Here is a 23,915-nt window from a genome sequence, read left to right as displayed (position 1 = left end):
TAGATATTTTTTTCAATAGTAAACCAATATATTCAATATCAAATCACGACCTGTAATTAAAATGTAAATAAAAACTATGAAAATAGAGAGGTGCGGTATGCAATACCCATATATCAGACAACCACATCTAAAGGACTGCGGGATAACATGTCTAGCGATGATAAACAAATTTTTTGGCAAGGACATATCAGTAGACTTTCTACGAAAGATTAGTAAGACGGATAAGAGCGGTACATCGGCGTTAGGCATAATGAACGCAGCTAGAAGTTGTGGACTAATTAGCAAAACCATATTTTCAGAGAAAAAGGTACTTTCCAATGCGATTCCTTTGCCAGCCATCGCCCATCTTATCATCAATAATTTCGAGCATTATGTAGTCGTATATGAAGTATGCGAGGGTTACCTAATGATCGCGGATCCTCAGTCTGAATTGAAAAAGATGGGGCATGATGAATTCCATTCGTTATGGACCGGTCACCTTATACTTTTTGAGCCTGATGAACACTTCGCAGAAATTGGTCGAGAATCATCGGTTAGCTTCTTCTCTTCATTGAGAAAGATGATTGCTGCCTCGCCAAAATCTGTCTGGAACTTCGGACTCAAACTCTCTGCGTTATCAATACTTTTAAGTATTTTTTCAATCGCTAGTACGTTTTATATCAATTATTTCGTCGAATCAGCGATCAAAAGCAATCATCTCACCTCTGGAAATATCACACTCTTGATTTTCTTCGTGCTTTTAATAGTTTCTACCATATTACAGTACTCTAGAGGCTTAGCTCAGCAGGTTTTCGAGAAAACTATCATGAGTCAACTTTTTGATACTTATCTGTCTAGATTGATTTCACTACCCATGTCCTATTTCGAGAACAAAACCACCGGAGAAATATTCTCTACCGTTTTCGAGTTAGAGAAGCTAAAGCGTTCATTCTCTAGCATAGTCTTTACGCTTTACTTCGATTTGACGCTTATTTTGGTATCTTCTTGTCTTATTTTTTATCAGAGTAGATTACTATTTTTCTATTCTTTAATACTTGTACCTTTATACTCCGTGACCGCATATCGATTTAATAGTCGGTTTAAAACGAAGCAAGAAGCATTGGTCTCCTCGCAGACGGATTTCACTTCCTCCATCTATGAGACCATCCTAGGTATGGAGACCATAAAATCATTGCAGCTAGAGGAGAGAAACTTAAGTGCCGTCACGGAAAACACGCAGAAACTTGTCAAGTCCCAGTTTGAGCTAAGTAAGTCTTTCACAGCTCAGACGACTGCTAAGAATTTCATCACGATTATCAGCCAGTTCGTATTGATGCTGATAGGCATCAATCAAGTGATTAACGGAGGACTGACCCTAGGAAGTCTGATGATGTTCAATACATTGTTCGTCATGTTCAACGTACCCTTCCAAAATATTTTTTCCTTGAATTTCTATGTCCAATCAGTAAAGGAGGCACTAAAGAAAGTAAACGAGGTATATGTAACAGAGATGGAGCAGACCGAGGTTCATGATGAATCATCTTTGGTACTGAACTCAAACATCTCCTTCAAGGACGTGATGTTTTCATACGGATATCGAGAGCCTGTCATTTCCAAAATCAGCGTCGACTTTGAGCTTAATAAGAAGATAGCTATTGTGGGTGAGAGTGGTTCTGGGAAATCAACTTTAGTGAAGCTTTTGATGAAATTCCATGCTGATTATACTGGAGAGATTTCTGTAGGGGATAGAGAACTTAGCAACATCTCGACCAAAAGTATTCGGAGTGCGATTGGATACGTACCTCAGGATTCATTCTTCTTCAACGACACGGTCCTGAAGAATTTGGATCCTGACGATCAGGCTTCTGATTTAGAAATCGAACACGTTCTTTTAGTTACTGAATCCACAGGATTCGTCAACGATCTATCCTTAGGAGTCAATACATACTTGGAGGAAAATGCACAAAACATATCCACAGGTCAGAAACAAAGGCTGGCTCTAGCGAGGGCGCTGATAAAAAAACAAGATATCTTAATCCTAGACGAGGCGACGAGTAACATAGACGTAGGGACAGAGAATAGAATCTTGGAGCAAATCCTTCGACTGGAGAATAACACGGTAATCATGGTCACACATCGCATAAATTCAATCGTACATTTCGACCAGATCATCGTCATGGATGAAGGTGAGATAGTGGGAAAGGGCACACATGCAGAATTAAAGGAGACAAATGCTGTCTATCAAAGATTACTGAACAACTCAATGGCCGATCAAGAGCATCTAGTTCTATCGTAGTCTCTATGAGTTAGTATATTAACTCAATTGATTGCTCTACGATATAAATGCAACTTCTATTCAGGATATTGAGCGAGATGTTTCATATAGATAGAATAAGGCGTCATCCTACTTTCCATCGATGGAAGAAGTAGGACGACGCCTTATTTTTTTAACCATCATATATTCGAAGTACAAAAAAACATCTCTCATGTAATGCGGTGAAAGAGTTACTTGCTATCAGTAGGATAATAGGATTAAATCCTTGAAAAAACTGGTGAAACAACAATTCTAAAATACGTATTCAATCAACGTATTAATTTCATCTCAAAATAGGATTCTTTTCTTTTAAATCGTACCTTTTTCCCACGTAACATATTTTCAATCTCTTTGACTATTCTTAAGTTATACTCTAATGGACACTCCATTATATCTATTGATAGAATTACTTCGTTTTCATTTTCTACATTCTTTTCATATGAAGTACTGAGTATTACTCTCTCTTTTATTTTATATTCTTTGATCAGAACCTCTATTTCGCTTAATTTAAAGCTGAAATTCTCATGATGAAAGATTTTTAAAGAGTATGAAGGATATTTTAGCATAAACTCGTCATCCGCCAGCATTCGTACACAATAGCTATCCAAAAAATTTTCAGGTAAGTCTTTCTTATCTTCAATAATTTTCCTAAGCTCAATAGATTTTTTTTCAAACTCTAGAATCGTGTCTCTCATCTTATCACATCCATTAAAGTTTTTTTATCATCACAACTTCACGAGGGGTATAGGTCGTCGAACCCAACAATGTTTTGTATTTTTCTCTTTCAGCTACCCATGAATCTATTTGACGTTTCGATTTACCTTTAAATACTTTACGTTTACGTGTAGACTCCTCGTAACCTCTCCATTTGTATTCTTTTCCTTGCAGTTGAATATTTTCATCTATTATATCCTTGAGCGTGCTCAAATATGTTCTTTTTTTATTGCTGTCTATCACCGTATGATTTACATCTTCAGTTTTTTTTTCATGATTCTCTTCTTTTATCCGTGCCATGAATCTACACTCTTTCTCAAAAAATTGATGACTTATCCAGTGGAGCACTTCAGGATTCGCATCTTCAGCTTTTACTTTTTTTGAGACCCTATTCTTTCTTAGAACCGGAGAAATATAAAAGGTGTTTTTATCGTCGTTAATTTCACTAATCTTAATTTTTTTGATTTCAATATTTAAGTTTTGACTATTTTTTATTTCTGTGAATATTTTTTTTTGACTTTTTTCTAAAAATTTCACGTAATTATTAATATTAAAAAACTCACCTATGAAAGTCATACCCCTCTTGTTTATCAGTGTACTTATTTTTCCTTCGTCACTTTCCTCATTTAACGGTATTTCATTCTCTTTTAAAAGTTCAAGAACAACTCTATGAATTATTTTATCGTCTAGTTCTTTGAAGTCATAAAAAACTTTCAGCCCGTTCAAAAACGCATATATTCCACAAGTCGGACCAACTTGTTTAGTTATCCTATAAGATTTCATATAATATGTTCTCCTCAGTTGTACGTCGCACTCTTGTTCTTTATTCGACATATATCATCGTTGCTACCGGCTACAATCTCTGGTTTTTTCAAAATACATTAGTAAGACCTCTAATATTAAACTATAAGGATCCGTGCTTGCTGATAAAGCAGATTTATTATAAACAACATCGTTAATAAAATTCTTCAAAATATAGGAAAATAAAATGATTTTGAGACTAATAATCATATGCCTTCTCCATGCTAAGCGTGATTAATAATAATTCCATACCTTGACAAACTAACAGGACACAGTGTCTCTTTTGAATTGGAGAGCTAGATTCTTACGTGAGAACAATGATTACGTCGCTGTCTCGCACCATTTAAGTAGAACTCATAAGCTCTACTTAATGTTCAGATAATAGTATATGCCAATAGATGATTTATAGTGTTATTTATAGAAAGAAATTTGACAAGTCATGCGTTCTCCTGAATTCTCGATAATTCTTTGTTCAGTTTTTTAGTATCTTTTTCAGAAAAACCTATGTTTCGGGCAATCTTATCCCAATCAGACGCCATCATGCGTAAAGGACGTACGATTTGCATCTCGACCGTATTCGACTGACCTCGCAGGGAGTTGCGAAGTGTTCCAGGGACGGGTACGAATACAGCTCCAGCGAACAAGTTCCGCTCAGTCGTGCTATCGGGGACCAACATATAGTCCGAAGAGGATTTCACAGCATCGTTTATCACTAGGCAGACCGGCCAACCTTCACACTCGATTTCTGGTTTCTCCATGATTTCCTTCAGCACACGAAGCGTCCTAACCGCATCCTTCTCATTCCCCATCCATAACATCGTCCGGACTTCCTTCATCGTCCCTAGGAGGATGTTCAACCTAGTAGACTCCCATCCTCCCGACTTCAACACACCCTTCAAGAGGTTCCCGATGAACTCATCGATTTGATCGAGGGTATAGGAATTCTTGGTCATGACATTCGCGAGGACATGCAGGGAATGACCGACCTCGGAAGCGCTGATCGTTGCAGGCAGGACGAGGCGCGACTCATCGAGACGTGCTCTCTGGCTATTGATTCGCATACGTTCTTGATGAAGCGTAGCTTGGACCTCCGCTCTTCGTCCCACGTTTTGTTCATATCGCTGTATGCCCAACTCATCCAACTCTTCCGGTCCGTCGACTGCTCCGATTCTGCCCTCCGAATATCTAGATTTGATGGTCAGTTCGTCGAGTTGCTCTTCCCGCAACAGCCTTCTGACCACGTTAGGATTTTTCGTTCTGTAGTAATCCAAGAGATGTGTCTCGACGTCTCCCGCGATGGAGAAGTTCTTCTCGAAGTAGAGCGTGAACAACCTAAGACAGATTTTCGCTGCACCGACGTCGTTCACGTTCTTCAGGTCGCTGAATCCTTTGAAACCGTACCAGAACTCGCGACCAGCAATCTCCGGTGAAAGCTCCGCAGCTCCGAGGATGTCCTCTCGCAATACCCCGACCTTTTGGTTCGCCTTTATTTGATAAGAGAACAACGCCTCGAAGTCCTTGTTCCCGAATAGAAGTGGGGCGATTTTTTCACCGAGCATGCATTGAAGGAACACCGAATACTCGCCGAGTCGTTCTTCGCCACTCTTATATAGTGTCATCGAGATACGATCGAGGATGTGATACTTCGCGACGGGATGGGCCTCCCTCTCCAGAAGTCCACCATACGCGAGTAGTCGCACTCCTAGTGGAAGGAAGCTGATTTCCCGGGATAGCTCCATACGAAATCGTCCATGATAGTAGGGGACCAACGTGTCCTGGATGCCATCCATCAATTGCTTGTTGTATGTGATGCGCTCGTCAAGACTTTCTCGGATTAACCTCAAGAGATTTCTCTCATGTTCTGCCAACTTACGCTGCAGTGTCTCCTCCTGATCGCCCATCCGGTTTCTCGAGATATACCTCAACGTCATGAGGTCGTCGACGAACTCCGGTCCTCCAAGGGGCATCTCATTGATTTTACGGTACAGGAAACGTTTCTTCTCCTTACCTTCCAGTCTGTCTGACATATCCATCACCTTACCGCCGACTCGTCCGACGAGTTCCGACTGTTCATCGATGTTGTTCATGGTTGATCCGTCCCTTCATTTGGTTGATGACTTCATCGAATACGATATCGATGTTCAGACCACTCACCTGCACAATTTTTTCCCGCGGGACCTTGCTTTTCAGCTTGTGGAAGGACTCATGTTTCGCTTGCTTCCCCATGTAGATGAAGAGGTCGTGGTTCGTGCTGAACGAGCTTGCCGAGAGAGTGGAGTACTGCGTGATCCTATCGAGATGATATTTATCCATGTACCTCGCTAAATCTTTGTCCTCGAATTCATCCGCAATGAATACTGCTATTCTTTTTCCGAGGAACCATGCCTTCAGACGAGTCTCTTCATCCAATTCTAGCAATCGCAAGAGGTTATCCGAGAGTCGGTTCTCTTCAGGAAGATTCTCTGCATCGTCGTTCGGATGATGCGTTCCTTTGGTTCGTTTTTGGAGTTCCTCCCATTCCTTCTCCTCTATCAGTATCCTCTCGTCATTCCTGATTTTCCTGAGGACGTGCAGTTCTCCCGTCACCAGGCAGTGCACCCAGGTGTGTATAGGTCGCTCGGCCTCCCGGGCTCTGAGCTTCTCGATGGTCAAGGATGCACGATAGTCTTCGACGAACGTCCCGTGCCATTCTACGAGTGCATCGTAGACACGTGACCAGAGAGAGGGTGTTTCTTCGATGAGATTAATCAGGCGATTGAAGTACTCATCCACCGACATCCTGAAGCTCTTCTTTTGGATGGCATCCAGATGTCTTCCTCCCGTGCCTTCCTCGACGATGAACCTGATCGAATCCAGAGCCCATCGCCTATCAGTGGGAGACAGTTCGATGAGATTTATGAACATGTTATGCTCTGTCATCCATTTATCCTCCCTCGAAAACAGTTATTTTCATTAAAATACATTTGATTCCAAAAATAATTACTTATACCTAGTATTATTTAATATAATTTACTTATATACAACTTATTAACATAAAATATCCGCGCTTGGTTCGTCTTTCGACGTATCATCTATCTTTTCCAGGACGAGTACCGCGTGGTTACTTATATTCTTTCATCATGAACAATTTTTCCTGAACATTTATTTTTGCTGTTATATAATTATGTTTGATGAAGACAAAGAGGACCAGTTTCATCGATTGAACGAATCCACTTACGGCCTTCGATATAAGACATTCTAACGAAGGGTGATATCACATGAGTAAATTATCTGAATCAATCTATGAGTCCTATACAGAACTGGAGGACTCCTCCGAGACTCTCTGCCGAATGATCATGCTACTCCATAGACAAAGGGAGTCTTTCAAAAACGAGCTTCGGCAAGGTTGCGACTTGGCTGATGTAATAGCTAAAAACATAGATTCCGCATCGCCTACGGACTTCATCAGAAGTTACCTCATGATGTATGAACGGGATGCCTTAGCAAGGAACATTTCGAGTAGTGAATATCATTATCAGGTTCCTGCCATATCGTTCGAATCTGGAGCCGGTCACGCTCAATCACTGAAGCAGTTCTGGGACGCTGCCAGCGGCGTGATCAATAAACGGAACATGGATTTACTCTTACGACCCGAGCTCCCGAACACGCCAGATTTCAAGAACATCATCTCCATAGAATTCATACTGAAGCAGGCCATCAATCCTTTCCATATGTTCACGACAACGAAACAGGAGATGGAGAAGGTAAATCAGATATTGGAATCGACACGAAAGCGGACGAAAATCGTCAACGACTTGATCAACCAAATCCGACGCTCCCTCTATCTCTCACACGTACAAGAGAATGAACATCGGAAAATGCACGCGAAACTTCAAACGGTACTCATCAAGGGTGGACTGCCCAACGGTCATGAGGACGACGCAACCGAGGGTACGCTAAAGAGTGACTTAGAAGAGTTCGTCAGGTCCATGAAGAGATTCTCCGAAGAGCTCTGCAAGGTACATGTGACGTATGATTGATGCTTACTCGTCTAGACATACTGACGTCAACCGACGTCCAATTACAAGACTCATCTAGGAATGGATTTATACACAAAAAGGGATGTGAGATAATGCAACGACCAGAATTCACAAGGACTCAGCTCGTCAATCTATTAGAGGACGCGAAAGGGCGTACACTCGGCGAAGTGGACGTGAATAATGTGTTCAAGATAACAGAGACCTCCACGAAAGTGACGGGGATAGCAGGTTCCGTGGTCGAACAATCGTTACTCGGATACGGGGCGAATTCAAGTCCCGATCCCGACATCATCGTCGACGGCGTCGATTTCGAGGTCAAGACCACCGGCTTGCGAAAGCCTCGAAAGAAGTCCTCGAAGGTGAAGTTGGAGGCGAAGGAGCCTCTCACGATAACCGCGGTGAGGGAGGAGCAAATCGAGGGCGAATCGTTCCATGATTCGCATTTCTGGAAGAAAGCTCAGAATTTATTGCTCGTCTATTACGAATACGCCTCTCCTAAGACCGTGATTGCATCGAAATATCGAGACTTCCCAATGGTCGGCTATCATTTCCACACTTTCTCGGAAGAGGAACGCCTGACCCTCCAGCACGACTGGGAATTGATCCGCGATTACATAAAGACTTTACAACAGGAGCAAATCGGAAAAGAAGCTGACTATTCCACCCTCTCTTCCGCTTTGCGAAAGCAGCTCACCTACCTCGGCACATCACCGAAATGGCCGAAAAAACCACGATTCCGGATTAAAAGGGCGTTCGTCTCGAACATGTACAATAAGTCAGTAGGTAAGCCGTACGTGTCGATGCCAGAGGACATCTCGACGATGGAGGAACTGGAATTTGAGCTCAAGAGGATATCGGAGGAACATGTTGGTCGGACCGCTCGCGAGCTTTGCGAAACGTTCAATATCAAGTATGGCAAGAAGGCACCGAAGTCCATGGCGGAGTTGATCATCGTCAGGATGTTGGGGGCGAAGGGCAAGGCGAATAACATCGACTTCTTGTCGAAGCTCAATCTGTTGATGAAGTCGATACGCCTGACGGAGAAAGGGGCACACGTGGAGGACACGAAGCTCTTCCCGTTAGACCTGACAGAGACGCTGGATGAGGCCGAATATGAAAAATCACTGATCTATTACGAGCTGCGAGATTCACAACTTCTCTTCATGATGTTCAAGACGGTGAAAGGTCAGAATCGTCTTGACGATGTTTTCCAAGGCTTCAAACATTTCGTCATGCCGGAAGAGTTGATCGAGGAGGATGCCCAGAACACCTGGACGGAGATCCGTTCCATCATGTCCGAGAACCGCTTAGCAAGCGTGCCGGTCTTCAACAAGGATGGCACACGAAGGTTGGCCTATAAGACGAGAGTACCCATGGAAGCGACGAACCTTCCCAAGTCGGAGGAATACACGTTCTTCCTGAAGGGCACTGGCAGTGACGCATCGTACAAGAGCGTTCAAATCAATGGTGTCCGAATCTATCGACAGAACATCTGGATGAAGGGGAAAGTCGTCGCCTCCCTGTTGAACGAAATCCCATTCATCGGACAGTAATCCACCCAGCGAACTCCCATTTCACAATCTGCATGACTTAAACATGCACAAAGAGAAGAGAACCACGATTCGCTCGGCGGTGGTCGAACGACTTAAGGACGCCCTCCCCGGGCGTCCTTTTTCATTCCCTCGTAAGACGTCGTCAGGACCGCCCCACTGCACCCCCTTCGGAATTAGCGCACCTCATCCTCCCTCGCCTTCGTCACCTTAAGTGAACTTGTCACCATGGACGAATCGTCTCATTGAAAAGAGAATACTTATTAATATGAGACGAAAAATATTTCATAATCTCTCGATCCATCAGGAGGTATTGCTCGTGCCCCACAAGATATCCCCACCCCATTCAAGACCACAGAGAACTCATAATCGTGTTATGTCAACTTCATTCCCTATTTTAATTTACTTGTGATAATTAGCTGTTATCACAAGTAATTGAATGTTATAATGGACTCATGGATTATCTGTAATACATCATATATCAGATTCATAATCGTTGATTACGTACATATAGTATACGTAATCTGATGTAATACACTTATATACACCCAATCATGCGGAAATCATGAAAAAAGGTGGCCGAAAGAGGAAGCGTCGGACGCCAAGACAAGGAGGAGGACGGGACGATGGAGAAAGAAATGAGGAACGAGGTCGAGATCAGGGAGGCGGCGGCGCTCGCGTTCGCCGACAGCCGGGAGAGGCTGCTCGCGGTGCTCGCGGACGACCACCTGAACATGGAGGCGCTGAGCGACCTCGAGATCTTCGAGCTGTTCTGGGCGACGGAGCTGTTCCCGATCTACAGCCAGAAGAGCCCGCACACGAAGCGGGCCTACAAGCAGGACCTCGACTACATCCTGCGCTTCTTCGTGACGAAGACCCAGGGCGTCAAGCAGCTGACGATCCTCAACCTGCACGAGTACCTGAAGGACGTCCACGACCAGTACGCCCCGCGGACCGTCAAGCGGCGCAACGCCATGCTGCGGCGTTTCCTGCGCTTCCTGCACGTCAACGACTATCATGTGCGCGACCTGTCGCTGCAGGTGAAGGACCAGATGAAGCCGGAGCCGCTCCGTCGCGAGATCGACTTCGACGAGATGGAGGCAATCGCCCTCGCCTTCCGCCACACGGTGAAGCAAAAAAAGAACCGCGAGCTGTTGCAGCTGCGGAACGAGACGATGGGGTATTTGTTGTTGACGACAGGGATGCGTGCTTCTGAATTACTTTCATTGCGGTTTGATTATGTTCATGAAACAACTTCTATGAACTATATTGAATTTAAAGGAAAGCGTGGTAAGTGGCGTCGAATACCATTGACAAATAAATCAATCAATCTCATTCATCGTCTCAATAAGTTTATGAAAATCGAAGGCTTGAGAAATCCTTATATTTGTTTTAATTTACGAACAGAACATAATGCCATTTCGTATGAAGCATTAAGATTAATCGCTCAAGTTGCTTCAACACAAATAACGTTACAAGACAATTCACCACATTGGTTCCGTCGCTCTTTCATAACTAAATTATTAGCTAACGGCGTATCACTATATGAAGTAATGAGTCTCTCTGGACACAAATCAATTAACACCACCAACAACTATTTACAAGATTTAAAAAATAAAAATAAATTAAATTCTTATTTTGATTAATTAATTTAAGTTATTAATCTATATTGTTCAGATTCGATTTCTATAGCTTCTCTAGTATAGGATTGAATTTTAACATAGGCATAATTGTCTAATTCTAAATTCATTTTATTTAGTGTTAATCTAGCAAAATTCGAATCATGTGTACTTATAAAAATTTGCCTATTTTCTATTGAAACTAAATTAGAGAGAACGTCTATGAAAGAATATGCATTAATATCATCTAAATTTTGGAACGGATCATCAATTCCAATAACGTTTAGTTTACTCCAATTTTGAGATTTATTTAAAGCTAAAAAAATACTCATTGCTAATATTGTTGATTGTGCAGCACTTAGTGTAAGACTAGCATTTACAGAATGTTCGATATTATTTTCAATATCTACAATTTCAGATAAATTATTTTTCAACAATATAAATAATTCATTTTTCTTAGTAACTAAGTTAATATAATTAAAATATGAGTGTGGAGAAATTTGTCTGAAATACTTATTAATCTCTAAAGATATGTCGTTTAAATATTCATTAATTAACGAACTTTGCACTTCGGCATGGCAATCCAATAGTTTTTTTAATTGATTATCTATAATATCAAATTGATTTATTTGAACGTTCAAAATTGAAATTTCTTGTTCATAATTTTTTATCATATTTTCGATTTCTCTTAAAGCAATGTCATCGAGATATCTTTTTATTACTTTCAACAAATTTCTAGCTTCAAATATCTTATCTTCCAATATGCTAATATGATTTAAGATAAAAACTAAAATACTTGAACTATTCAATTCTAAATCGCAATCTATCATATTTAATAATTCATTTTTTATTTGTAATAGATGATTTAATTTCACTTCTATTCCTTGAATATTTTTGTTCAATTGTAGAATTTGATTATCGCATTCATTTATGTGATCTTTGGCAACACTTATATATTTTTTAATATTACTCAATCGTAACTGAAGATTTTTCTGATTATTTATAAAGTATTTAAACTTAGAGTGCCTAGATAAAATCTTCTTTTCTTCCTTTATAATTTCTTTCAATTCTCTATCTAAATTATCTATTGAATCTTTATTTTTTCTTATTTCTATAAATCCTAAGAAAATCTTGTTATTATTTTGAATGTAGTTTTGTAATTCTTTTATCTCCAAGTTTATTTGTTCAATATTTTCACTTTCAATTGAATTATTAAGACGCAAGATTTTAGTTTCCTCTTGCATATTTTTAATTTCTTCACTTAAATTTATTGAACTTTGCATTAGAACTTTTGATTCTTCTTTTTTGATGCTAAATTTTATAACTAAATCGTCATATTGAACTTTAGACTTATTTATCGTTATTTCATATTCACTTAATAATTGTTCTGATGTTTTTAATTGTGTATAAATTGATCTTTTTAATTCGTTATTGTTTTCGAACTTAGTTCCACAAATTAAACAATCTTTACCATCACTCTTGATTAAATGAGTTTGAACTTCATGAATAATTGTATTAATTTGCGATTCTAATTTTACTTTTTTCTGATTAGTCATTTCTAAAATTTGATTGTTAAGCAAATTCATTTCATTTTGCATTTTTTCTATTTCTTTATTATTGAACAAAATTTCTTTTTCAAATATTTTTGATTTGCTAATCAACTGAGTCAATCGATTTTCTTTTTCCAAAATATTTAATTTAACTAATAAACTTGTTAATTTATTTTCTTTTGATTCATAATCTTCAAGAAATAAAGACATTTTTTCCTTAGATATTTTTTTATTGTTTACTCCAATCTTATAAGAAATATCTTCTATTTTTTCGATAATATTATTAATCTCTGAATCTATATTCTTTTTCTCAATCTTATTTTTATTGAGATATTCATTAATTTTTTCGATATCTTTTAATTGTGATTGAGTCAGATTGGCTTTTTGTATGCCTTTTTCTCTCTCTAGCTTTTTTCTGTCATATTCTCGTATACTTTTTCTGTTTTCTTTAATTATTTTATTTGAATTTAATTGATCAACAAAAATATTTTTATTTTCTATTTCAAACTTATTAAAATTTAATTTCTTCAATTGATTTTCTAAAGATTCAATATAATTACTTAAATTTTCATATTCTTTTATAGTAATATTTTGAGATTGCTCTGGACTTTCTAGTAACTTGAATGAAAAATTTTGAAAGCTTTTATAGAAGAAATTAATTTCACCTAAAATAGTCGATCTCGACTTAACTCCTTCAGTGGTGCTTTGGTCAAGTTTTGGTATATATTCTGCGTTTAGCAATTCAAGTTTATGTCTTATTTCTTTTTTCTTAGAGTTCAATTGTGAATTTTCTAACCCATATTCCTTCGTTAAATCCTGAAGATAAATTTTAAAATCTTGACCATATCTCGTTAATCCTAAAATTTTTTCCAATTTGAGATACCTTTCAGTAGGCTTATTCCCCCTAACAAATTCTTCTAGATTTTCTTGAGATAAAATCAAAGTGGATTCTATAAACGAAAGTAAATCAATAGAGTCTAATAAACTATCGTCGTTTAATATGCTCTCATTAGCTAGCAATTGAACAATTTTTTTTTGTCCTTCTTTTAAACCAAATTGTTGATTATTTACAAATAATTTTGTAGTACCATTTCTATTGATGACTCTTTTAATATATATTTCTTCATCACTTTCTAAAGAAATCTCAACAGACGCTTCATTTATTTCACTTAAGTAAGCATTGTTATTAATAATATAATTGAATTGTTGATACTCTGATGAACCCATATATCTAGATATTTTCCCGGATACAGCCCAATTTATTGCATCGAAAATCGTACTCTTTCCATGTCCATTTGACCCTTCTACTACAATCACCTTTTTATTGGAGAAGTCAAATTCATGGTTTCCTCTAAATATTCTAAAATCATTTAATATAATTTTTTTTATAAACATTTTTACTCTCCTAATTCTAATAAGCTTTCTTTTTTAATTTTTGGGGATTTTTTATCTAACAAATACCTATTAAAATAGTCATTAATAATGTTTTCTAAATTTAAATTTACTCTCTTATTAGGCGAATCACTAAAACCTTTTATTTTTTCTTTAAATTTTTCATCAAAATCAAAATTGTTAATCTCTATAGAAGAGCTTATTAGAAAAGGAATTCTATTAAAATCTTCCTCTTCTTTTATTATATATTTTTTACATATTATTTCACTTTTTTCTATTTTATTTATCTTTAATCTTAACTCGGTGTCAGCAGTATTAAAATCTAAAACCATAAAAAAATATAAGTTGTTTAGATATTCATTTGGTATTTTATGTAGAATACTTGCGATATGAGCCTGATCATTTATATCCCATTCTAAAATTGAGGTTTGTGTTCTATATTCTTTAAGCATTATCATTCTTTTATCATTAGCCCAAACATCTATATTTTGTTGTTCTAGTTGATTCATAACTTTTTCTTCAAATTTATAATGAGTAAATTTTTTCGACTGAAGCAAATCAATTAACGTTTCAACTTTCAATGTAATTCTCCTTTACTTTACTAACTATACCGTCTAAATATTTTTCCCATTCTGGAAGTAATTTATCATGTTTAAAAGTATTTAGTTTAATTTCTTCGCCTTTAAATCCATCAAATAAATCTTCAATTTCATCTACATCAACAAAACGCATGTTATCAGGAACATCTGTAATCCTATGTACACTATTGGCATTACTTGTAGCTTTGAACATATTTAAAATATCCGAAGCTTCCGAGTTTATAGAGTCCTTTTTAGTACCGATAAGTAGACAATATAAGTCTAAAGAAATTTTTCTTGAAACTTGACACTCATTTAAGCTTATTTTTAATTTTTCTATAGACGTTACCTTGTTTGAATTATTTCTGGCATGATATAAGGTAAAAAGAATATTATCTATCATTTCGGATCGTCCTTCATGGAACAATAATTTAGCTGTATTGTAAACTTCTGCGTGCTCCTCGTAAAAGACAAGAAAGTAAATCATAAATCGTAACGAATCCTTTAAGTTATTCTTAATATTACCATGTTTAAAATCCCAAATAGACAGACTGTTATTACCATTAAATATTTTATTAATTAATAGTACACAATATGTATTGTTATTCCTATTGTTTTCGGTAATGTGTACGTTTAACAAATACAATTCGTTTAATAATTCACTTTTTAAATTATTATTAGCAAATTGTTCTTTTATCTCTAACTCTAAATCTAAAATTGCTCTATTAAAAATTGACCACGCACTATCATAATAAGAGCTTTCGCTAATTAACTCTTTAGCCTCACCAACCCATTGACTAATTAACTCTTTGATTTGCGATTTGGTTATAATTAAGTCTTCTTTTTTTATTACAGCTTCATTGTCTTCGTGACTTTTTAAGATAACAAATCCAAACAACTTTCCAAAAACATATTCTGCTATAGATTTAGAACGAATATCTTTAATTAAAATTATTTCCTCAATCATATCAATTACATTTTCATATAAAACTCGATTAGATCCAAATTTATTTATGTACAGTTTTTTTAAATAAAAGTCGATTTTTTCTTTTGAAAAATCATTGAAATTAAAATTAAATTTTTCAACAGGTTTTAAAATACCGATTTTTAATTTATCATCTAGTTCTATATCATCATCAATTTTAAAATTTATGTTTCCCGTATATTTTTTTAAATCAGACAAACTATTTTGTTTAGTATTCGTGACAATTTCAAATTGTGGTAAATAATCACTTTTGTTTTTATCACTGATAAAGTCAGACTCTAAAAAATAATCATAATTTAAAATATTTTTTTCGATCCAACTATTAAAATGCAGTTTGGGATACTGATCATCTTTTAGTGATTTTCTTTTAGTAAAATTATTAGGTGCGTGTGACTTGCCTTCCCCTTCTCTTACAGTCTTTACTTGGATAAATCTAATATTTTTCTCACTTATCAAAGTCACATCATCAAAGTATTCTAATATAACTGAATGCCATGTACTTTCTTTTTTTGGATAAATCATTGATACCATGTAATACATACTTACATAGTATTGGTACACGAACCCTCTCATAGCTGTTAATCCGCCTAAATCCCTAAAATTTCCGGACATTAGGTCTTTTATAATCTGATCTTTATTATCATTAATTTCTTTTTGTTCATCTTCTTCTAAATCATTTAAATACTCATCTATTGACAAATTGATACTTTCCTTTATTCTATTCTGCACGTTTTCACTCCCTATGATTCGTTTAACTTGTCTCTAAAAGAATAAATATGTTTATCCATAAAAAAAAGCTTCCTTCAAAAGTAAATAGTTTTAATAGTTCCACTGCATACTTTTGCGGAAGCATATCAACTTTGAATAATATCCTATTAATTATTGTAATTTAAATTGAATTACATTTAGTTAGCAAAATATTTTAGGTAAAGCTTATTCCAATACTGATTAAAGTAATCATACTGAACAATTTTATTAAAAACTTCATTTTTTATATGCTGACGCGCCGAAATATTTAAATTCGTAAGTTTATTTTCTGTTAGATTCTCAACCCATTCCACATCAAAACTGTTTTTATCATATTCATAAGCATTTGGATCTACTATAAAACTATATCGATTTTTACTTTTTTTTATAATTCTCATGATGTATTGAGGTTTATTTTCTGAATTGTTTATAAATTCAATGATTTTATCTTCTTTTATATTTTCCAAAGAAAGTTTAAAATTATTTATTGCATCTTTATCGGGAAACAAAATATTCAAGCGGACACTTTTTAAGAAAACATGTGAATCAAACGATTCTTTAAGAAAATATTTTAATCTTTTCTTAACTGTCTTTATTAATTCGTCATTTAAGAATGGAGTAATACCAATTAAAAGTATATATATTTCTTTCTTAATATGTTTTAAAGCACCAAAATCTAATTCTTTAAATAGGAAATCTAGATTCAAATCAATTTTATCGATTTTGTTAATTGAAGTTACTTCAAAAAAGAATTCATTAAAATTTGTCTCTTTTAATAAATTTATTTCAAAGCCACTTTCTTTATTAAATTCTTTATTACAAAGCTTTTCTATATAGTTTTTCAAAAATTCAATATATAACTGGGTATTAACTTTTGATGAATTCTCTTGATTATATAAAAATTCAAAAAAGCTAATATAGACGGTGTCTCGTACAGGTCTGATCCTAATTAGTTTATTGAATTGCTGAATAAACTTTTCTAACTCATTAATTTTAAAATTACATGTTTTGAACAATTTTAAGGTTGAGCACAACTTGTTTTCTATATTTCTTGCTTTAATAAAATGTCCATAACTAGAAATGATATTGAACAGTAACATACTTGCGAATAATGTATCTTCATCTTTAAGTTGAAGTTCTTTAATATTGTATCTATTTAATATGCTCTCTATTTCGTCCATCGATAAACAATTTGTGATAATAACCAAATCTTTTTGATTCAACTTATAAGGTGGAAGTGAGTTCTCACTTGACTCACTAGAATAAGTACTACAAATTGCTTCAAAATAACAACTATAAATCTCCTTTACTTCACTATAATAATTAGAAATCAACAAATTATAAGAAGTATATTTATAAAATTCGTATACATTTGAGATTAATTTATCTAAATTATTCGGAAAGTTATCAGGAAACCAATTTTTTGTATAATCCTCTTTAATAGATTCTAATAATGATTTATTATGATTTCTCATATCATTTATTATCCCTTTAGGATCTAAGAAATCTTTTAAAAACTTCAATTCTTCACTCTCTGCAGAGGTAAATTGATTAAAACTTTCATCTACCTCTTTTTTTATACTTTCAGAGTTCAATTTTTGTATATATTCATCTGAGACTGGTTCAATTAAATTTCCTGTCATCATTAGACCAAAAGATTGTAATAGTTTTGCAAAAACTATTTTATTAAAGCTAGCATGATAGTACATACTATATTTTTTTTCTTTGTAAGCTCTTAATGATATATTTTGTAATTGATCATTAGCGCTAACAAATTTATTTAAATGTACATATGCATAAGATAGAGAAAGATTTTCTTCATAATTAGAATTAGGATGTCTTGATTCTAATTTAGTGACTACTTTTTCAAGTTCTAAATAGTTATTATTTTCAATATAATTTAAAACTTCAGGTTTCCAATTCTTTTGATTAATATCCATTTGGAAAATTTTCATATTTAATTTTTGAGGTCCACCTACAATAATTTGCTTTATTGATGCCTTAGACAGTATGTCTATTATATTGTTATATTCACTTTCAAGGTTATTTTTGATTTCATTAGATAAATCTTTTTTAATACTGTTTAATTCATCTATTAATTTAATAAACAAAATAGAATCGTCATCTTTTGAAAAACCAGGAGTAAAGATTCTTAGTTCTCCGAAATGACACTCATAATTTAAAAAATTTAGATTTAATCTATCTAATAAATCTTTAGTTCTTACAGCACTTACAGTTTTAAAAGAAGACCATCTTTTAGAAAAAAAAGTAATAGACTCTTTATTATCTAACTCATAATCATTTATAGAATGTAATATGTTGTAAGTTGCAGCACCGAAATGATTTTTGATTGGATTTTCAATCAGACTTTCGGAGACACAACTAGAATCAATAATGTTAATACCGAACTTCTTGAAGTATGATTTTTCAAAAATGGTTATATTAGAAGATGAATTTATTAAATATGCAGTTCTTCGCTCATTTCCTAAGGTTGATTGAATCCGTTTTAAGATTAATTTCAGATCGTAATCTTGAACTGAATACCCTACAAATAAAACTGTATGATTTATAAATATGGACTCTACATAATTTTCAATCAATCTAAAGTTTCTAGAATAATTTAAATAGTCATCCTCCTTTAAAACAAAGTTCTTCTTAACTAGGTCACCGTGCATTTTTATAAATAGTCTATTGTCGGAAGCATAAGGTAAATCCTTATCTTCGAAAACGTTATTATAAAACAAATAATGTTTTTCCAAGGATTGTTCAATTAAATTATCATAATTCGTAGTAATGATGTGTTTAGGTTTCAACGAGAGGATTTGATCATGTAAAGGGTTTGGAACATACTGTTTCGAAAAAATTTTTTCAATTACCTGGTTATATTCTAGCAGGCCTCGTTCATTAAAAAAGTATTGTGGAATTCGTAGATAATCTTCAGAATTTAAGCTTCTGTTAATTCCTAGTTTTTGTGCAAATTCTGTGACTAGTTCGAACCAAGAAGGCAATCCAGAGTTAGCTGAAACACCTGCACCTATGAAAACTACTAATTGATTTTTTTCTTTTGCCTCTAAAATTTTTTCTATATCAGGATTTTGTATATTCAATTTTCTTTTCTTCCTTTACTAGTTAAATTTGATTTAAGAAACCCGTTTTTCTGTATATAAAAATTATAGCTGCATTTATTGAAAATATTTCTCGATTGTTAATTATCAAATCCAAATATATCGAAATGAATTCCGAAAAGAGAGAATGTATTCTCATGATTATCTTCGTATTTATCTTTTGCAAGAAATGTCTACTCATTGGATACGTCAATGAAATCGAAAACTAACTCTTTTTTAAAACGTGGAGCTAGTTTTCGACTACATATTCCGTCATCTCATAGACAGACTCTCCGAGCTCGAATTCATTTCCGTCACTCGACAAAACATAATTCATCATTTGTTTCATGACCAATCCTCCTTACTCATAGATACTATCCAGATAAGCATCGTGACTGCTATAGACCTTTTCGAACTCTCTAGAATAATGATGATTACTGCGATTCACGATGGTGATCAAATCATCCTCTGCCATCTCGATGGCTAGCAACGCTGATGCTCTCGACTGAAGTTCTTCTATCGACAAGATGCCGGCCTTCCCCATCAACCATTCCATAAACGAATGCGCACCTGGCTTCTTGAGCGACTTGATGAACACGTTCGACTTCCCTATGCGTAGACTCTTCAACACACCGACACGAAGAAGGATGCTCTCATAGAACAGGTCCTCGAAACCGATCTCTTCAAGTGGATGAGTGAAGCCGTCCTTACGCAACGATGCGAGCGTGAAGAACTCATCTTTGGCTACGTACGATTCGATCTTCTCTCGATAATCCGAGATATCCTTCTCCGAGACGCCGGCGCGTGAGAGACAGCGGTCCGTGATGTAGAATCCTTTGTCGAGGAGGATCAGCCGCGCATGGCGCTCCAGGTTCTTCAACAGTCGTCCGGCCATGTCCGTGCGGAGGACCCGATGCTGCTCGGTGCGGACATAGTCGTTCGAGAAGATGAGCTGCTCGAGGTACGCCGTCGAGTTCGGATAGCGTAGTCTGACCGCTAGCTGATCATCGACCCGATAACCGAGCAGCTCCGCATCAGCTGCCGTCAGACGTTGCTTGTCATACGACGGTACCGTCTGACGGATGATGTCCACGAAATCCTCGATGGCATAACCATCCTCAATCAGGTCGGACTGGATTGCTGCCACCTGCCCCGCTTCTAGGCTCGTCCGACTTCCCTCCTTCTTCGTCCGGATTGTCGTCTTCCGACCATGGAGGTCCTTCACCAAGTCCGAGATGTAGCTGGCGTTGAACCAGTATCCTTGCTTCGTGATGGCGCGTCCGTCCGGTAGCGAACATAGGTCCGCGGCGTTCGATGCCTTCGTCTTCGCATGGAGGATTCGGTTCTCATCCTGCTTCGGAAGGTTGTTCTTCATGACCACCTTGCTCTTCTGCTGGATTGGCGTGATGACGATGCCTTCCTCGGTCGTCTCCTTCACCTGTCTCCAGAACCGCTTGACGGAGCCTTCCAACTCCTTCTCCGACATCGACCACAACTTATCCCCGATGAAGATCGTACGTCCTTGCTTGTCCGTCCGGAACGTCAACAGGACGAACACCGTCTCCTTGAATCGACGATATACCTGACTCTCCTCCCAAGGCTTCTCGACCCATTCCAGGAAGTCGATGGTGTCCAGGGACATCAGCTCCTTCGGTCGTCCCTTCTCTGTCAGGTTGATCGTACGGATGGAGAGCTCTGGTTTTCCGGATTCCATCCGGAGACGTTCCACCTCGTCCTTCACCGACTCCACCATACGGCTCGCCACGTTCGTCAGGCGTGCCTTGCTCTTGTTGAGATCCGGGTTCAGTCCGTATGCTCTCGATATCTCCTCTAGGTCCATCCCTACGAGTTCGTGGAACAGCAGGTCGTTCTTGTTCTGGTTCATTCTTGATTACATCCTTTCATCGATGGAGGGAATCCCCCCTCCCTACTCTTTCTCATACATCCATTATATGACTTTATATGAGAAAAGTAACGTTGGTGTCTAGAAAATCCTGTCATCATATTCGGATTCATATGGTCGTCCTTTCGTCCACATTCTATAATCGAGGTATAGGATGATTCGTCTTTAGGTACTTCTTTATGAGGAGGAGGTTGCATATGAACACCATAGGACACCATGAGAGATGGAGCGAGTACGAACTACTCGGATTGATGCATCGTGAGATGGAATCGATGGGCATCAGCGGCTATACGGTACTCCGTTCCCTGAGCGAGATCGGCGTCAGGCTCGATGACATATTGGACCCGGTCATCCGGAGCCACATCCCCGTGTTCCCCGAGAAATCCAAGGTCCTCTTCCGGATGGTCGACGACCTCGGCGCGGAGACGTGCCGCGAGCTATGCCGCAGGGCGAACCTCTATCACCTGACGATATCCCAGATGCATCCCATCCCGTATGCCGTGATCGAATCGTTGCTCCGGAGACGAGGATTCATGCTCGTCGACTTCTCCTCGATGTCGTTCCTCGAGTTCCGTGAACGGACACGTGGCGAGGGGACGTCCACCCTCTACCGGAACATCATCGGTGCCATCGAGGAGTTCGGTCTGTTCGATGAGAATCGGGCGTCCTCGATGGATGATGGACGGGACGGGTTCAACGTCATCCCCTTCCCGGGCGAAGGGAGGGATGACGAGCTATATCCTCTCGATTCCGTCATCCAACGGCACGATGGCGACGACGTCCTGAGTCGATATTTGGTCGGAGGAGGACAATCGGGTACGATTTCCCTCGATGTCTTACGCGCACTTGTACGGGAATGGCCGAACGAGAAGATTTTAGAGAACCACCTCTTCGGAGAGGTGTTCGCGACATATGCGCTGGGCCCTGTCATGTTCCAGACCGTCTTCGAGGTATCTGATCGCATCGACCGTTACCTCGAGCTCCTCCATGGACGTGGGGTGCAGGAGTCGCTCTCCAAGGATTTCGTCGCCGGCCTCGATGCTGGGCAACTGTCCCGTTTCCTTCGCATGCGGGATGTCTATGTCTGCCCCGCCACGGGAACGGTCCGACACTACGATGTCGAGAACATCCTGCTCTCCTTGACGAAGGATAGTCACTCCCCCATTGATGAAGCGGTCATCGCGAGGGACGCGAAGCGGATGTCGACCGTCGTCAACCCACATGGACACATGGACACCCTGGGAATCACGAAGGACCGGGTGAAGGATGCCGTACGGGTCTCTCCTCACCTTCTTCGTGCCGAGGGACATGTCCGGCGTCTGAGGATTCCCTATGATGAAGACGTTCTATCCGGCCTACTATCAGACAAGTTGGATGGATTACGTGGTGTCTTCACGCCCCGGGTCATCTACGATCTATTGTCCCCTGAGATACGTACACTCGACATCCATTCACCGATGGAGCTGAGGCACATGCTCGGACGGAAGCACTCCTCCGACGAACTTCACGTCCTTTCTCGGGAAGAGATCGCCGTACGCATGAGGACGAGACGTGAGTTCATCGAGGGATTGATCGGACTTCATCCAGAGTTCATATCCGTCCGCGATTTGGCCGAGGAGGCGGCCACGACGAGCGGTCATCGACGGGCGCACTGGGAACACCATCTTCGTTCCCTACTCCTCGATGATGTCTCGTACGTAGAGGTGGAGCCTGACGTCTTTCTCCGTGTGTCCAGATTGTTCGGTTCCGGTCTGTCCCCTTCCGAACTTGAGGGATACGTCTCCTGGCTTCTCGAGAGGTTACCTCATGAGGAGTTCATCAGCTCCTCTATGGCAGCAGGACTGGGGCGAGGTCATGCGATCTACGGACTAGGTTTTGATTCCACCTTCTTCGAGAGCGTGTTGCGCAGGAGTCCCTTGCTGCGTACGTTGTACATTCCTGGAGGCACCGTCTACTATCGGAACCGAAGACGGATCCGTCATTCGGCCGAGGGCTTTTTGTCCTTGCATGTCGAGGATGGAGAACCGATCGATGACTATCTCCATCGCCTGGAGGAGCGCTATGGTTTTCTACCTGTAGAGGAGCAAGTGCTTCGGATCTTCAAGGACACTGGGATTTACGTCTCGGACGAACTGGCACGACTATTCTCAGACAAGGATTCCTTCCTCCGACATGTATACGGGGATTGAACGTAAAAAAGTATGCGCCGGCGCATACTTTTTTTCATCCTCATCTTTTTTACTTTCACATGTACGTTCCTGAATGCTCTCTCCCGTTCCATTCCAGACCATAAGAATGAAGCGACGTATAGATATGTCGAGGTCATGAAGATAGTATTCTTTTCAGCAGGGCGAATGGACGAAAAGTATGCGCCGGCGCATACTTTTTACTCAGCATAGAATGTCTCGTATGAAATCCATATGTATTAGTACTTCTCACATGCCACCCTCTGACGCCATACCATCGATCATTTTGATTCATGAGCCCATCCATTTACCAGATCCCTCCTCACATCATCCCGGCTTCTGACGAATCGAGGACTCTCGAAGATGTGCATCATCTTGTTTCACGTGAAACATCGTTTGGCATGATCACTCATCCTTATCCTTCGATTCAATTTCATCGTTCCTGTGACATCCTTCGCCTTGTCAATCTGACTA

The 23,915-nt window shown here is 38.3% G+C and carries 14 protein-coding genes; 5 read left to right on the top strand and 9 right to left on the bottom strand.

Translation table 11 applies throughout. The features are described from left to right. Window positions 1-76: 76 nt before the first annotated feature. Window positions 77-2,275, top strand: a complete 2,199-nt coding sequence (locus KNQ09_RS15995; protein ID WP_353049761.1) for a peptidase domain-containing ABC transporter — start codon at window positions 77-79, stop codon at window positions 2,273-2,275. A gap of 287 nt (window positions 2,276-2,562) precedes the next feature. Here KNQ09_RS15995 and KNQ09_RS15990 read toward each other — a convergent pair whose 3' ends face one another. From KNQ09_RS15990 to KNQ09_RS15975, 4 genes are all read right to left on the bottom strand, one after another. Further along, on the bottom strand, window positions 2,563-2,988 hold the full coding sequence (locus KNQ09_RS15990) for a hypothetical protein (protein WP_214859019.1): 426 nt from the start codon (window positions 2,986-2,988) through the stop codon (window positions 2,563-2,565). A 13-nt stretch (window positions 2,989-3,001) separates the two neighbouring features. Beyond that, entirely contained in the window at window positions 3,002-3,790 is a 789-nt protein-coding gene (locus KNQ09_RS15985) for a hypothetical protein (protein WP_214859018.1), read from the bottom strand. Between the two features lie 455 nt (window positions 3,791-4,245). After that, a complete protein-coding gene (locus KNQ09_RS15980; RefSeq protein ID WP_214859017.1) occupies window positions 4,246-5,895 on the bottom strand; it encodes a hypothetical protein in 1,650 nt (549 codons plus the stop codon). Then, a complete protein-coding gene (locus KNQ09_RS15975) occupies window positions 5,879-6,727 on the bottom strand; it encodes a hypothetical protein (RefSeq protein WP_214859016.1) in 849 nt (282 codons plus the stop codon). Before KNQ09_RS15975 ends, KNQ09_RS15980 begins: the two co-directional genes overlap by 17 nt. Window positions 6,728-7,266: 539 nt before the next feature. Between KNQ09_RS15975 and KNQ09_RS15970 the strand changes: the two genes are divergently transcribed. The 3 genes from KNQ09_RS15970 to KNQ09_RS15960 all read left to right on the top strand — a co-directional run bounded on the left by KNQ09_RS15970 (window position 7,267) and on the right by KNQ09_RS15960 (window position 11,023). After that, a complete protein-coding gene (locus KNQ09_RS15970; RefSeq protein ID WP_214859015.1) occupies window positions 7,267-7,827 on the top strand; it encodes a hypothetical protein in 561 nt (186 codons plus the stop codon). A gap of 92 nt (window positions 7,828-7,919) precedes the next feature. Further along, window positions 7,920-9,380, top strand: a complete 1,461-nt coding sequence (locus KNQ09_RS15965; protein ID WP_214859014.1) for a MutH/Sau3AI family endonuclease — start codon at window positions 7,920-7,922, stop codon at window positions 9,378-9,380. Window positions 9,381-10,003: 623 nt separating this feature from the next. Further along, entirely contained in the window at window positions 10,004-11,023 is a 1,020-nt protein-coding gene (locus KNQ09_RS15960) for a tyrosine-type recombinase/integrase (RefSeq protein WP_214859013.1), read from the top strand. 5 nt (window positions 11,024-11,028) lie between these two features. Here the strand turns inward: KNQ09_RS15960 and KNQ09_RS15955 are convergent, their stop codons facing one another. The 5 genes from KNQ09_RS15955 to KNQ09_RS15935 all read right to left on the bottom strand — a co-directional run bounded on the left by KNQ09_RS15955 (window position 11,029) and on the right by KNQ09_RS15935 (window position 21,237). Continuing rightward, the gene (locus tag KNQ09_RS15955; RefSeq protein ID WP_214859012.1) at window positions 11,029-13,941 is read right to left on the bottom strand and encodes an AAA family ATPase; all 2,913 of its coding nucleotides are present in this window, start codon (window positions 13,939-13,941) and stop codon (window positions 11,029-11,031) included. 2 nt (window positions 13,942-13,943) lie between these two features. Continuing rightward, window positions 13,944-14,519, bottom strand: coding sequence for an ABC-three component system middle component 1 (locus KNQ09_RS15950; RefSeq protein WP_214859011.1), 576 nt, complete (start codon window positions 14,517-14,519; stop codon window positions 13,944-13,946). Next, window positions 14,509-16,230, bottom strand: coding sequence for a dsDNA nuclease domain-containing protein (locus tag KNQ09_RS15945; protein ID WP_214859010.1), 1,722 nt, complete (start codon window positions 16,228-16,230; stop codon window positions 14,509-14,511). The genes KNQ09_RS15950 and KNQ09_RS15945 overlap by 11 nt, the downstream gene beginning before the upstream one ends. 176 nt (window positions 16,231-16,406) lie before the next feature. After that, the gene (locus tag KNQ09_RS15940) at window positions 16,407-19,355 is read right to left on the bottom strand and encodes an SIR2 family protein (protein ID WP_214859009.1); all 2,949 of its coding nucleotides are present in this window, start codon (window positions 19,353-19,355) and stop codon (window positions 16,407-16,409) included. A gap of 358 nt (window positions 19,356-19,713) precedes the next feature. Then, complete coding sequence (locus tag KNQ09_RS15935) at window positions 19,714-21,237, bottom strand: MutH/Sau3AI family endonuclease (protein WP_214859008.1); 1,524 nt, start codon at window positions 21,235-21,237, stop codon at window positions 19,714-19,716. A gap of 215 nt (window positions 21,238-21,452) precedes the next feature. Between KNQ09_RS15935 and KNQ09_RS15930 the strand changes: the two genes are divergently transcribed. Next, the gene (locus KNQ09_RS15930; RefSeq protein ID WP_214859007.1) at window positions 21,453-23,444 is read left to right on the top strand and encodes a hypothetical protein; all 1,992 of its coding nucleotides are present in this window, start codon (window positions 21,453-21,455) and stop codon (window positions 23,442-23,444) included. Window positions 23,445-23,915 lie beyond the last annotated feature (471 nt).

The organism is Exiguobacterium sp. s191, from assembly GCF_018618955.1.
GTDB lineage: Bacteria > Bacillota > Bacilli > Exiguobacteriales > Exiguobacteriaceae > Exiguobacterium_A > Exiguobacterium_A abrahamii.
The sequence above is the reverse complement of the archived record's forward strand: the minus strand, read 5'-3'. Positions and strand labels throughout refer to the sequence as shown.

What these genes read in the sequence shown, in the direction of transcription:
- KNQ09_RS15995 (WP_353049761.1), top strand. Translation starts at nt 77, where the DNA reads ATGAAAATAGAGAGGTGCGGTATGCAATACCCATATATCAGACAACCA.
- KNQ09_RS15990 (WP_214859019.1), bottom strand. Translation starts at nt 2,988, where the DNA reads ATGAGAGACACGATTCTAGAGTTTGAAAAAAAATCTATTGAGCTTAGG.
- KNQ09_RS15985 (WP_214859018.1), bottom strand. Translation starts at nt 3,790, where the DNA reads ATGAAATCTTATAGGATAACTAAACAAGTTGGTCCGACTTGTGGAATA.
- KNQ09_RS15980 (WP_214859017.1), bottom strand. Translation starts at nt 5,895, where the DNA reads ATGAACAACATCGATGAACAGTCGGAACTCGTCGGACGAGTCGGCGGT.
- KNQ09_RS15975 (WP_214859016.1), bottom strand. Translation starts at nt 6,727, where the DNA reads ATGACAGAGCATAACATGTTCATAAATCTCATCGAACTGTCTCCCACT.
- KNQ09_RS15970 (WP_214859015.1), top strand. Translation starts at nt 7,267, where the DNA reads ATGATGTATGAACGGGATGCCTTAGCAAGGAACATTTCGAGTAGTGAA.
- KNQ09_RS15965 (WP_214859014.1), top strand. Translation starts at nt 7,920, where the DNA reads ATGCAACGACCAGAATTCACAAGGACTCAGCTCGTCAATCTATTAGAG.
- KNQ09_RS15960 (WP_214859013.1), top strand. Translation starts at nt 10,004, where the DNA reads ATGGAGAAAGAAATGAGGAACGAGGTCGAGATCAGGGAGGCGGCGGCG.
- KNQ09_RS15955 (WP_214859012.1), bottom strand. Translation starts at nt 13,941, where the DNA reads ATGTTTATAAAAAAAATTATATTAAATGATTTTAGAATATTTAGAGGA.
- KNQ09_RS15935 (WP_214859008.1), bottom strand. Translation starts at nt 21,237, where the DNA reads ATGAACCAGAACAAGAACGACCTGCTGTTCCACGAACTCGTAGGGATG.
- KNQ09_RS15930 (WP_214859007.1), top strand. Translation starts at nt 21,453, where the DNA reads ATGAACACCATAGGACACCATGAGAGATGGAGCGAGTACGAACTACTC.